Consider the following 13,295-nt stretch of genomic DNA (forward strand, 5'->3'; position numbering starts at 1 on the left):
TCAATGAACTTATTGACTGCCTTTTTTTATCTTTTAATCACCCTACTACCTCAATCTTCGCTTTGAGATTAACTGGCTGAGTGCACCTGCATTTACAAGGACGGTTCCACCAATAATCGTAATGATACCAAGCAGTGTAATCCAAGAGATTGTCTCATCATAAAAGAGTACGCCGACTCCTACAGCAATTGGAGGAGAGATATAGAGCCATGTAGATGGGAAAACGGGATTCGTCTTTGCGACGAGCCAGTAGAATAAGGTATGCCCAACCATGGAACCAATTACAATCAGATAAATTAATGAGCCTGCCGTCTGAAATGATGCAAAGGATTCAAGGTGCACCGCTTCGGTGAACAAAGATAAAATGAACATCATCGCTCCGCCAACCATCATTTGTGCCGCGTTCATGGCTATCGGTGAAGCATCGGACATGCGGTTGATTACTTTTTTGGAATATAGCGCTCCTGTTGCATAACAGCATTCTCCTATCAGTATAGCCCCGCAGCCGACAAGCCACAAGGGTGAGACATCCACCGAAAGATTGGGCAAAACTAACAGCAGTACACCGATGCAGCCAATAATGCAGCCGTATAGCGAGTGTTTGGGAGATTTTTGCCGAAGAATAGCCGTTTGCAGCAGCAAAATCATGATGGGTCCCGTAGCCGATAACACAGCCGCGAGTCCAGAAGATACATATTGCTCCGCCCAGTACAGCGTAGAGAAGGTTCCAAACGTCAGCGTAGCCCCAGTGAACAGCATCTCTTTGCGCAGCAGCAAGGAGAAGCTTGCCTTGCGTTTCCAAACCATCCAAAGAAACAGAATAGCGCCAGCTAGAAAAAAGCGAAGCCCTGCCGAGAAGAAAGGGGGAGCACCGGCGTCTACTCCGATTTTAATTGCCAGAAAGGTTGTGCCAAATATAAGACATACGAGCGCATAAGCCAAAAAAATCATGTTCATTTCCCCTTTAGATGTCGGATCGAGATTGTTTTTTGTTAATCATATAGGGAGCAAGGCAGAACAGATTGTATGGAACAGAACAGATGAATAAATATTTCGTGTACAATAATGGAAAGAGGCAGCGGCGAAGAGGTGTTATGAACAGATGAAAAAAGAATCGGGAGCGCAGCAAGCCCATCCGTTATTCCGGCAAGTGTATGATTATATCTTGAACCGTGTAGAGCGAGGGGAATGGAAAGCCCATCAAAAATTACCGTCGATACGATTGCTTGCTGAAGAGATCAATGTGCATCGGCTGACGGTATTTAAAGCCTATAGATTGCTAGCTGAGGACGGCAAAGTGTATGTAAAAGACAAATCGGGATATTATGTTTCGGAGGACGATGCATTTTCTGAAGAGGTGGAAGAGAGCGCCGTCGTTACCTCTTATGCAGTGAATAACTCGTTATCTGATATTCATCGAATTCCAGCTAAGTATCAGTTCTCTCAAGCGCTGATTGATCCTAATTTGCTGCCGAATTTGTTCTTATCGGACTATGTGAAAAAAGTGTTTGATCTCTATCCTAAGGTTATGGGGACTTATGCCAGCGTGCAGGGGGATGAAGAGCTTCGCGAGTCGCTAAGCCAGCATTTCAGAGAGCATCATCGATTGCAGCTGTCACCTAAGGAATTGTTAATCACATCAGGTGCTCAGCAGGCCATAAATTTGATTGCCCAGATTATGCTTGGGCCGATGGATGCGGTGTTGATTGAGCGACCGACCTACGGCGTAGCGATGGATATTTTTCGCAGGCAAGGCGCGCGGCTTATTCCTGTTGCAATCACACCGGAAGGTTATGACTTGGCAGAAGTAGAAGCCTTGATGCGCAAGCATAAGCCGCGTATGTTCTATATGAATCCAACCCACCAAAATCCGACCGGTTATACTGTTCCAGCTTGGCAGCGCAAATTGCTGGTGGAATTGGCGGAGCGTTACCGCTGCCTTATCGTCGAGGATGATCCATTCCGAGATATGTATTTTGTTGAGCCGCCCCCGCTTCCCTTATTCGCTTATGACACGGAGGGCTGGGTCATCTATATTAGCAGCTTCAGCAAATATATTGCGCCGGGTCTGCGGATTTGTGCTGCAGCCTGCCGATATCCATTCATGGAGCAGTTAATCAAAGCGAAGGCGCTTGCGGATAACGGGACTCCGCAGCTTAATCAGAAAATATTTTTGCATTATTTCGCCTCGCCTAGGCTGCAGCAGCATGTGGAAAAGCTTCGTATTGCGCTGCAGGTTCATAAAGAGATCATGGAAGAGGAGCTTGCCATAGCAGGCTGGGAATGGACGGCACCACAGGGCGGGCTTAATTTATGGGTTAAACTTCCAAGCGATATATCAGTAGAAGCTCTTCTTAAAAAAAGCAGGGAGCAATCCATTTCCTTCGTTCCCGGAGAAATATTTGACCCGCTCGGCGAGCTGAAATCATGGATCCGGCTTAGTTATTCTTTTGCGAGTGAGGCATTATTGCGGGAAGGAATGCAGCGCTTAACGGCTTTATCGCGGTCTTTATGATTGAAAAAAATTTAGTTGCTTGAACATACTTTTTGTAACATTGGCGTAACACCCCTGATGTAGTCTGATTCAGGAGGTGCGAGACATGAAAAAAATAATAGCCATCATCATGCTGGCTGCAATCACAGCAAGTGTTCTTGCGGGGTGCAAGAACGACAATAATACGCGAGGCGGGGAAGTAAATGCACAAATAGAAGATGTGGATTTTAGCTTTGACGTAGATCCAGAAACCTTCGCGCTTGAGATCGAGTCAGGTGGAAGGACTGAAAAAGCATCGGAACCACTGGACAAAATGAAAGTTTCAAATGTAAAAAACAGCGGAGACCAAATTAGCTGGACCTATCCAGAGAAACAAATGGACGTTGAAATTGAAAAAAAAGCGAACTATGTAGATGTAACGATCAAATCCAGCAAGGCGGAGGAAAGTAGCTTTGCATGGCCAATCGTAACGGGCGAGGGGTATATGCTTCCATTAAACCAAGGAAAGTATATTCCAAGCGATGATCAGACGTGGAAAGAGTATTTGAGTGAACAAGAAATGAAAGTTATTGAGTCTTTTTCGATGCCATTTTTTGCAGCTGATAAAAGCGAATACTCGCTGATGTACATTATTAAAAACGCATATAACAATGAAATTGTTTTTAATACCGATAACGCTATCCAGTTTACTTTTCATCATGATTTTCCAGTGATTAATAAACAAAAGGAATATGGATTTAGAATTTATGTAACGAAAAAAAATCCAACAGCTGTCGCAAAAACGTATAAAGATTATTTGATTGAACAGGGTGAATTCAAAAGCTTGGCGGATAAGGCTAAAGAAAATAGCAATATCGAAAAGCTTTATGGAGCACCGCACGCTTATTTTTGGGACAGAACGGTTATTTCAGAAGAAAATATACAATGGGCAAAGTTGAGGAGCAATCTTCCCGAAAAACTGAGAATATGGATTCAGGAGCTATTAAAAACTAAAGTGGAAGATGGAGCAGAGCTTTCATCCGCTTTTGACGATTTAAATCGTTTAGACTATGTAGATAAATACACGATAAATCGAATTGTAAAAAGTTTAAGTGCGGTCATGCAGCTAAAAGAATTTTATGATTCCAAAATTTTTACTGACTTAGATGAAGAAACTCAGCGATTGTTAAGCAGCGGTATAGAAAATTTGAACGCTGTTGAATTGATTGATCTGAATAAACGATTGTTAAAAAGCGTGCTTGGCGCTGCAGTTGATCCCATTGAGAAGTGGGCAGATGCCAATACGATTGATGTCATAAAGGATATGAAGCAGTCTGGGCTCGACAATATGTGGATTGGTTTGGATGATTGGCAGGAAGGGTTTATTAAACCTGCGTTTGTCAAAGAGGCAGAAAGTCTTGGTTATTTAATTGGCACCTATGACTCGTATCATTCAATCCATGAACCAGGAAAAGAGAAATGGACGACGGCTAAGTTTAAGGATACTTCCCTTTACGAGCATGCAACGGTAACCGATAAGGACGGGAAAAAAATTGTAGGGTTCCAAGGAGAAGGCAGAAAGCTCAACCCAACGCTTGCCTTGCCTAGTGTAGAAGAAAGAGTAACATCGATTTTCAATACTGGTTTAGCTTTTAACTCATGGTTTCTTGATACGGATGGTACTGGAGAAATCTTCGATGACTATTCGCCAGAGCATGTGACTACGGAAGAAGAAGATATTCAGGCTAGAATAAAGCGAATGGCGTATTTGCAAAAACAATGGAAGCTGGTCGTTGGAACAGAGGGTGGCAACGATTTTGCTAACCAAACGGTTGCTTTTGCGCATGGAATAGAGACGCCATCATTCTCATGGATGGATAAGGATATGAGCACAAATAAAGAAAGCGAATATTATGTAGGAAGATATTATTCGAGCAACGGCGGAGTTCCCGAACTATTTGCTAAACAAATACCGTTAAAGGACAAGTACAAGAAGCTGTTTTTGGATACTAGCTATACGATCCCATTGTATAAGTTAGTTTACAACAATTCTGTGATCACGACATATTGGTGGGGCTGGGGAACTTTAAAAATAGAAGATGAAATTTCGAATCGGATGCTGTATGAAATTCTTTATAATGTGCCTCCGTTATATCATCTAGATAAGCACGAGTGGGAAAAATATAAAGAAACCATAGTGAATCATTCTAAGGTATGGTCAAGCTTTAGTAAAAAAGCGATAAAGGAAGAAATGACGGATTATAAAGTTCTAACAGAGGACAAACTCGTTCAGATGACGGAATATGGTAAAGCGTTGAAAGTAGTGGCTAACTTCTCGGAAGCTTCTTTTAACTTTCAAGGCGAGATGATTCCAGCGAAATCAGCGCTAATCCTTGATGGAAATGATAAAACGATCTACACACCGAAAGAGCCCACAATGAAATAAAAAAGGAAGGGGCTCTAATTTTTAGCTTTATTTATAAAGATTTCAACGATTTTTGTTTTCTTTTCAGTTGAAGTGTACCAGTGCTTCACTGCTTCATAATCTGATGATTCTAAATCAGCCGACTCGATCATAAACCGATCTTTCTCGATCCATTGATAGTCGAGTATAGGCCAGATTGGAGTAGACATGTATTCGTTCGTTAACGCTGTAGATTCAAAAGGTATTTTTTCCATAGTTAATAAATCAACAGCGATCAGCGTATGGCGAACAATTTCTCCGCCTTCACTATAACCGTATCGTAACAGCAGCTCTGTTTTATCCGGAGATAGTTGAAAGTCTTGAAAAATGCCGTCACCCAAAGCTAGACTTGTAATTGTGGAGTTGCTTTCCTTCACTAAAATGGTTGAACATTGCTTATTTCCACAACTGTACTTTAACAATATGAAATGTTCTGGAGTGGAGAGAGTGAGCGCTTCTGATTGGGTCCGCTCGATTTCGGTCTTGCTATCCTCTTGCGATTGTAAATATTGCTTATACGGAGGAATATCATTAATCTTTAGCTTTAAGTTTTTTCCATTTTCGTCTTTGACTAAGAGTGTATCAGTTGAATTCTCGGATGGTTTCTGTTCAATGGAAAGGGACTTTTTTAATGGATCAGCTTGAAGACTTTTTATGATAAATACCACGGCTGTTGCGATTATCAAAAGAAGAAGAAGAGGTAGCAGTACTTTTTTTCTCATCAAGTTTTATCTCCATTTTATTTAATATAATCAACTTTTCATAATAGCTAAACTTTTAAACGAAGATTTTTGCTCGTATGTTGCAGGCTATTGTGATTCATATTCTTCTACGAAATAGGAGAGAGAGGTTTCCCGTGAGTTTATCGAACTCGAGGGAAGCCTTTTTTTTCAATGATGCAGTATGCTCCCGAGCATATACAAGCTTCATAAAAAACACTTTACAACATGCCTAGGTTAGCATATATTTTACTCATACCAAAAAAGTTTCCTCAGGTAAACTAATTGTCCTTAAGTGAAATAAATTTTTTTTATTAATAATTTTGCACTAGGGCAAAATTAATCCCTTAAATTAACATGGAGGTGAATCGAATGGTATTTGATCCAAATCGGCAGTTCTCAAGACGAAACATCCTTAAGGTCGGAGCTGCCGGCGTACTAGGTGTGATCGGAGGCAGTTTCTTAAATACAAGTGCATTATTTGGCAGGTCTGCTCATGCGATGGGGAAGGAAGAAATGCATCATACGCTCAAAGACCAGATGAAACAAGGGATGGCGCATGGTTATGATCCGGGAACCGATTCAACGCCGGGGCTTGAAGCGGCAGTAAAAGCATTAACGGCTTTTGATTATGGGGTCGTTAGTATTTCTCCAGATGGCAGGACGATTAGAGAATACGATATACAGGCATGGGATGCTGAGGTGGAAATAGCGAAGGGCATTAAATTTCCAGGGTGGACATTCAACGGCACGATTCCAGGGCCGACACTTCGTTGTACGGAGGGGGATATCGTACGAGTCAAGTTCGGGAACGGGTCCGCGCACCCGCATTCCATACATTTTCACGGTATTCATCCAACCCACATGGATGGTTTAGAGCCTATTTCGACGGGCAGTGAATTTGTGTATGAATTTGAAGCCAAGCCAGCAGGGCTGCAGCCCTATCACTGTCATGTTCCTCCGTTGATTAGACATATTCACAAGGGCCTATATGGTCACTTCATTATTGATCCTAAGAAACCAAGGAAACCTGCAAAAGAGCTAAGTATGGTCATGAATGGCTTTGATCTGGACTTAGATGGCGAGAACGAGGTTTACACGGTCAATGGCTACGCATTTGCGTACCAATCTAGACCGATTAAGGTGAAAACGGGTGAGCTGGTTCGTATTTATTTAAGTAATTTAACGGAATTTGATCCGATTAACTCCTTTCACTTGCATGCTAATTTTTTTCACTATTATGCCACCGGCGCTGACCCAGATGCGAGGCCGCAATATACAGATACGATTATGCAGTGCCAAGGGGAGAGAGGCATCATTGAAGTTACCTTTCCCGCTCCTGGAAAATATATGTTCCATGCTCATCAAAGTGAGTTTACGGAGCTCGGCTGGATGGGATTTTTTGAAGTCGGTTAAGTAGAGGGGGTGTGCGATGTGCAAAGTGAAATAATAAATAAAAAGCTGGGTAAAAAAGCAGTCTGGCTGCTTGGCATAATGCCCTTGCTGCTGCTGGCTGGCTTGATTTCTGTTATCGCTTCATGGGGTACAGGTGTAGAAGAACAGCAAGCGGCCCCGATTGAAGTGCTCAATTTTGAACGTATTATTTTGACGGATGATGGATTTGAAGTTCGTATACTTAATTCTGGGCCAAAGGAGCTGACGGTTGCTCAAGTTGTTGTCGATGATTCTTTTTGGAATGCTTCCTATTCACCTAGTCCTACGCTTGAGAGATTCGGCAGCTCGACGATCTATATTCCTTATCCTTGGGTGGAGGGAGATCCTCATCAAATTAAGCTAATTACCTCTAACGGACTAATATTTACAGGGGATGTACCTGCTGCAATGAAAACGCCAACTGCCGATACCAATCGATTTCTACAATATTCACTAATAGGTTTTTATGTAGGTGTCGTTCCAGTAGGACTGGGATTGCTATGGTATCCTTTTATGCGTCGCTTCTCAAGCAAAGGCATTCAGGCGGTATTGGCATTTACAGTTGGACTTTTATTTTTTCTTGCTGTGGATACCATACAAGAAGGATTAGAGCTTGGTGCGGAAGCACCCGGCGTATTTCAAGGCACAGGCCTAGTCTGGTTCGGTGCGGCATTAAGCTTCTTATTCCTCATAGCCATTGATCAGACGAAATCCAAAAAGGCAATCCAGCATAATGATCCTGGCAAGCAGGTATCCTTCAAAATCGCGAGTGGAATAGGTCTCCATAATCTCGGTGAAGGTCTTGCGATAGGTGCTGCTTTTGCCGCGGGTGAGGCTGCGCTTGGATCCTTCCTTATTATTGGGTTTACGCTGCATAACATTACTGAAGGGATTGGCATAGCGGCGCCGCTTTTAAAAGCAAAACCAACTTACAAGACTTTCCTCGCATTAGCACTCTTAGGCGGCGGTCCTGCTATTATCGGAACGTGGATCGGTGGATTTGTCTTTAATCAAACGCTGGCGGCCTTATTCTTCGGTATTGGCGCAGGGGCCATTATACAAGTTATTTATGTCATTTTTAAAATGATTGTTAGGGATGCAAAGGCTGCAGAAGCACCTGCCGTTTCGTGGCTCAATTTCTCAGGTTTAACACTTGGCATATTGCTGATGTATGTAACAGCTTTGTTAGTTAACTTCTAGAACCAAACGGGAATGGGGAGTTCAGAATGCCGAATATAGGTGTTGCAGGAATTGTATTGCTTGTGATTTTAGGGTTGCTGCTGTTTGGACCATCCAAGCTGCCTCAGCTTGGGCGAGCGATTGGAACGACGCTGTCAGAATTCAAAAAAGGGGCAAAAGGACTGATAGACCCGGATGAAAAACCCGATCAGCCGAAGGAGCGCGAATGATCAAACAAGTGAAGAGCCGTCAGCATAATGCTAACGGCTCTTGTTTATTTGCGTATGAATTTAATCTGCACGCTTCTTTCCTTCAATTAAGATGGTCAAGCTGACAAGCGTAACAAATATAGTCGCTCCCATATCGGAGAGAATGGCAATCCATAAGGTGAGCCAGCCGGGAATGGTAAGCAATAATGCGATGATTTTCAGTCCGAGCGAGACGCAAATGTTAAAGCAGATGACGCGATTGACCTTTTTGGCAATGGAAACGGCTTCGGGCAGCTTGCCCAAGTGATCCTGCATGAGGACGATATCGGCTGTTTCAATCGCACTGTCTGTTCCTTTGCCCATCGCAATGCCGAGCTGCGCAGAGGCTAGAGCAGGAGCGTCATTAATACCGTCACCTATCATCGCGACATGGTGGCTTGCTGAAAGCTCTTTAATCTTCTTCACTTTATCTTCCGGCAGAAGATTGCCATAAAACTCGGACACCCCGACGGCGGAAGCGACTTTCTCCGCTGTTTTCTGATGATCCCCTGTAAGCATAATGGTACGCTTAATTCCCAGCTTGTGTAAGGATGCGATTACAGACCGGCTTTCCTCGCGAATTTCGTCTGAAATGCCAAACATACCGAGTACTTGCTGCTCGTCTGCCACCAATACAAGAGTAAGTCCGTCATTTTTTAATTGTTCAATGCGATTTTGGATAGGATCCGGAATCGTAATATGCTCGATGCTTTTTTCATTTCCAAGCCAGTATGCAAGGCCGTTAACCTTCGCTTTAATTCCCCGACCTGATATCGTTTGAATTTCATCCGGTTCTGGTATTGTCATATTTCTGCTCGTTATTTCCTTCATAATCGCTTTCGCCAGCGGGTGGGAGGATGATTTCTCGATTGCTCCAGCTGCTTGGAAAAACCGTTCTTCATCATAAGCTTCCAATTTGGCAACATGCGGTTCGCCTTTTGTTAACGTACCTGTTTTGTCAAAAGCAAGCGTGTCGATCTTGCCAAGCTGCTCTAGAAATACGCCGCCTTTGACGAGTACACCGTTCCGAGCATTTCTTGTAATGCCCGAAACAATAGCAATTGGCGAAGAAAGAATTAAGGCGCAAGGGCAGCCTACAATTAATACGGATAATCCTTGATAAAGCCATGTAATCCAGTCTCCCTGAAAGAGGAGCGGGGGAATAAGGGCAACAAGCGCAGCAACAATCATGATGAGCGGCGTATAATATTTAGCGAATTTATTAATGAAAAGCTCCGTTGGCGTTTTGGTCTCCTGTGCTTCTTGAACGAGATGAAGGATTTTTGCCAAGGAGGAATCCTTGTATGCTTTATCAATTCGAACGAGAAGCAGCCCTTCATTGTTAATGCTTCCGCCGTAAACGGGTTCTCCTGCTTCCTTCTCAACCGGCAGTGATTCACCTGTGATTGCCGCTTCATTCACCGAGCTTTTTCCTTCAGAGACGATACCGTCCGAAGGGATTTTTTCGCCTGGCTTAATTTTTACAAGATCGCCGATTTGAAGAGAAGCAATCGGAACGATAATCTCTTGGCCATTTTCTACTTTTAATGCTTCCTTAGGCGCAACTTGAAATAAAGCTTCCATGGAGCGGCGCGCCTTTTCCATGCCATAACCTTCAAGCAGCTCATTTAGTCCAAACAAGATGGCAACGAGAGTAGCTTCCTTCCATTCACCAATGGATACAGCTCCGATTAACGCAATCGTCATTAAGGTATCAATATTAAACTTCAATTTAATTAAATTTTTAAGTCCGCGGAAAAATGTGGTGTAGCCGCTAATAATCGTTGCGGTCAAATATAATAGAATGACTGCTTGTTTGTCGAGCACGCCATCAAGGAATAATGCGGCAACATAGATGATGCCCGATACGATGAGCAATTTGAGCATATTTGAATGGCCTTCGGAATGACTGTGATCGTGATCATGATCATGTCCAGCATGACTATGAGAACTATGATCGTGTCCCGTATTCGCTTCCGAGCTTGCTTCGATATAGGCATTGTCTGACTTTAAAATTTTCTTAACTGCAGCCATGGAAATTTGCGGATCAACCGTTAATTTTCCTGAATTGTAGCTGAGCTTTGCATCCGAGCCATGCTCCAATTGTTTAATCTCTTCCTCCATTCGGAGGGCACAGCCACCACAAGAGAGTCCCTTTATTCGATACTCATTCATAAGACATCCTTCTTCCAGTTGAATATATGAATACTTGTTCATATAATATGCAATTCCAACATTTATGTCAAACGTATTTTCTCCATTCCGCTATAAATTCATGTAAACACCATTCGGTTTGTTAGAAACTGTACACATCTGAAACGCCATAAATTCAAGTAGACAAGGATTGGTAAGCTTTGCGGAGTTTGAATATGCGAAATAATGTATGGCGTACGATGTGAAGGAATGATGCTCGAGCCTGTCGTAAAAAAGGACATTCATGAACTGCTGGATATAGTATGATCAAATTGAGAATGATTGGATTTCAAGCCTTTTAAATTTTTAATTGGATATATTTGAGGTATACCGCCGAATAGACAGTGAAACAAATCTATACTTATAATGTTTTCGGGGGGCTGAAAATGAAAATTTCGCGCAAGAACTATATGTATGGTTCAATTATTATCATTATTTTAATCGCTATAGCCTATTTAAGCTTGTTTATTTTGAAAAATAAAATAAATGCAACAGATCATAACAACCCCACATCACCAATGGCATCGGAGTATGTAAGCAAGGTGGATGGAAACTCTTTTTATGTTTTGGAAAATGGACAATGGACGAAAACATTTATTAAAGGTGTGAACCTTGGAGCTGGGAAGCCAGGCGCTTTTCCCGGCGAGGTTGCCATTACATACGATGAATACTATAGATGGCTTGGCTATATTTCAGATATGCATGCAAACACGATCAGAGTGTACACGATACAGCGGCCGCAATTTTATAATGCCTTATTTGATTTTAATCAAAATGCAGTGAAAAATGGCAAGAAGCCTATTTATGTGTTTCATGGCGTTTGGGTTAATGAGAGCGATATAGCAACAATCGATGATGCTTTTGGCAGCAATGACAAGATTCTAAATGATATGAATGTTACGGTTAAAGATACGATTAATATTTTGCATGGCAATCATTATTTGCCAGTAAATAAAGGCCATGCGGACGGCAATTATACCTCGGATGTTTCGAAGTATGTCATCGGATGGATTGTTGGTATTGAATGGGAGCCTTCGCTTGTCGTCAGCACGAATGAAAATAACGTAAAGCGCAACCATTATGATGGCAAATACCTTTATACCGTAGGCGCATCTCCGTTTGAGGCCTTTCTCACTGAAGTAGGAGATAAGCTGATTGATTATGAAATGACAACCTATAACATGCAAAGCCCGGTTGCCTTTTCCAATTGGGTAACGACAGATCCGCTAAAACATCCTAACGAGCCTTATAAAAATGAAGACCTTGTAGAAGTAAACGTCGAGCATGTTAAATGGCATGACAGCTATAAAGCCGGCATGTTTGCCTCTTATCATGTTTACCCCTATTACCCCGATACGTTTAGCTATCAGACCGATTATATTCACTTTAAAGATGCCGAGGGAAAATCAAATCCTTATTTGGCTTATTTAGAGGAAATTAAGAAGTTCCATTCCATGCCTGTTCTTATTTCGGAATTTGGCATTCCAGCCTCACGCGGCAAGGCGCATGAAAATAAAATTACAGGCTTTAATCAGGGCTTTATAGATGAACGTACGCAAGGCGATATGCTGATGAAAATGATGAAGGATATTCACGCTGCTAATTTAGCAGGGGGATTGGTTTTTTCGTGGCAGGATGAATGGTTTAAGCGAACGTGGAACAACAATGATTTGGATTTGCCTGATTCAAGGCCATACTGGCTTAATTCTCAAACGAATGAGCAGCATTTTGGTCTATTAGCGCTTGATCCTGGCAACGAAAAAAGCATCAGTTATATCGATGGTTCGTTCGATGATTGGGCAAATGATACTCCCCTGTACGCTGACGATCATACCAAGCTATACGTAAAAAGTGATGAGGGATATGTCTATCTCATGATTGATGCTGAAGACTACGATTTTAATAAGGACACGTTGATCATCCCGATCGATACGATAAAGGAACAAGGGAACAGAAGCTTCTCACAGCTTGGCTCCACATTTAGCAAGGATGCAGACTTCGTAGTGAAAATTCATGGACCAACGGACTCACATGTATTAGTAGATGCCTATTACGATAACTACTATTTTAGATATGCGGTTCAAACGAGCCTCATCGACAAGACCCCAGCCTTTCATCATAAGAACACGGGTATTTTTAACCCCATCAGGCTTAGTTTAAATAAAAGCTATGTAGTTCCGCAGCTGAACAAGGTCGTTCCTTTTGCAGGATATGAGACGGGGCTGCTCCAATACGGAATAGGTAATCCGGATAACCCCGATTTTAATTCTTTAAGTGATTTTTATTATAAAGATGGAAAAGTGGAAATGAGAATTCCGTGGCAGCTGCTGAATGTGATGGACCCATCTCATAAATATGTCATTGATGATATGTTTGCTCGTGGAAAAATATCAAAGCTGAAGGTAGATGGAATAAGCTTTGGCATACAGCATATCAAGACGGGCAGCACGTCGGGAACGACGCAGCAGCCTATAGCAATGGAAGAATATAGCTGGAAGGAATGGGAGCAGCCGACTTTTCATGAACGATTGAAGCCTTCCTATTACATTTTGCAAAAAGGATTTCAAGCGATGAATTAATTCATA

At 42.3% G+C, this 13,295-nt stretch carries 9 protein-coding genes; 6 read left to right on the forward strand and 3 right to left on the reverse strand.

Going from position 1 to position 13,295, the window contains the following annotated elements; genetic code table 11:
• Positions 1 to 45: 45 nt before the first annotated feature.
• The gene (locus AC0VYE_RS06045) at positions 46 to 951 is read right to left on the reverse strand and encodes a DMT family transporter (protein WP_475446708.1); all 906 of its coding nucleotides are present in this window, start codon (positions 949 to 951) and stop codon (positions 46 to 48) included.
• 151 nt (positions 952 to 1,102) lie between these two features.
• Between AC0VYE_RS06045 and AC0VYE_RS06050 the strand changes: the two genes are divergently transcribed.
• Complete coding sequence (locus tag AC0VYE_RS06050; protein ID WP_475446710.1) at positions 1,103 to 2,515, forward strand: aminotransferase-like domain-containing protein; 1,413 nt, start codon at positions 1,103 to 1,105, stop codon at positions 2,513 to 2,515.
• 85 nt (positions 2,516 to 2,600) lie between these two features.
• The gene (locus tag AC0VYE_RS06055) at positions 2,601 to 4,919 is read left to right on the forward strand and encodes a glycoside hydrolase (RefSeq protein ID WP_475446712.1); all 2,319 of its coding nucleotides are present in this window, start codon (positions 2,601 to 2,603) and stop codon (positions 4,917 to 4,919) included.
• A 14-nt stretch (positions 4,920 to 4,933) separates the two neighbouring features.
• Here AC0VYE_RS06055 and AC0VYE_RS06060 read toward each other — a convergent pair whose 3' ends face one another.
• Positions 4,934 to 5,659: a hypothetical protein gene (locus AC0VYE_RS06060; protein ID WP_475446714.1), complete on the reverse strand. Its 726-nt coding sequence runs from the start codon at positions 5,657 to 5,659 to the stop codon at positions 4,934 to 4,936.
• 549 nt (positions 5,660 to 6,208) lie between these two features.
• Here AC0VYE_RS06060 and AC0VYE_RS06065 point away from each other — a divergent pair.
• From AC0VYE_RS06065 to AC0VYE_RS06075, 3 genes are read left to right on the forward strand one after another with little or no spacing between them, the layout of a single operon-like run.
• Entirely contained in the window at positions 6,209 to 7,072 is an 864-nt protein-coding gene (locus AC0VYE_RS06065; protein WP_475449457.1) for a multicopper oxidase domain-containing protein, read from the forward strand.
• Between the two features lie 18 nt (positions 7,073 to 7,090).
• Entirely contained in the window at positions 7,091 to 8,290 is a 1,200-nt protein-coding gene (locus AC0VYE_RS06070) for a ZIP family metal transporter (RefSeq protein ID WP_475446715.1), read from the forward strand.
• A gap of 26 nt (positions 8,291 to 8,316) precedes the next feature.
• Positions 8,317 to 8,499, forward strand: a complete 183-nt coding sequence (locus AC0VYE_RS06075; protein ID WP_076269692.1) for a twin-arginine translocase TatA/TatE family subunit — start codon at positions 8,317 to 8,319, stop codon at positions 8,497 to 8,499.
• A gap of 60 nt (positions 8,500 to 8,559) precedes the next feature.
• Here AC0VYE_RS06075 and AC0VYE_RS06080 read toward each other — a convergent pair whose 3' ends face one another.
• Positions 8,560 to 10,692 (reverse strand): heavy metal translocating P-type ATPase, encoded by a 2,133-nt coding sequence (locus tag AC0VYE_RS06080; protein ID WP_475446718.1) that lies wholly within the window; start codon positions 10,690 to 10,692, stop codon positions 8,560 to 8,562.
• A 404-nt stretch (positions 10,693 to 11,096) separates the two neighbouring features.
• On the opposite strand from AC0VYE_RS06080, the gene AC0VYE_RS06085 reads away from it, so the two are divergent.
• Positions 11,097 to 13,289, forward strand: coding sequence for a family 2 glycosyl transferase (locus AC0VYE_RS06085; protein ID WP_475446719.1), 2,193 nt, complete (start codon positions 11,097 to 11,099; stop codon positions 13,287 to 13,289).
• Positions 13,290 to 13,295 lie beyond the last annotated feature (6 nt).

This window comes from Pristimantibacillus sp. Z349TD_6 (assembly GCF_056173205.1).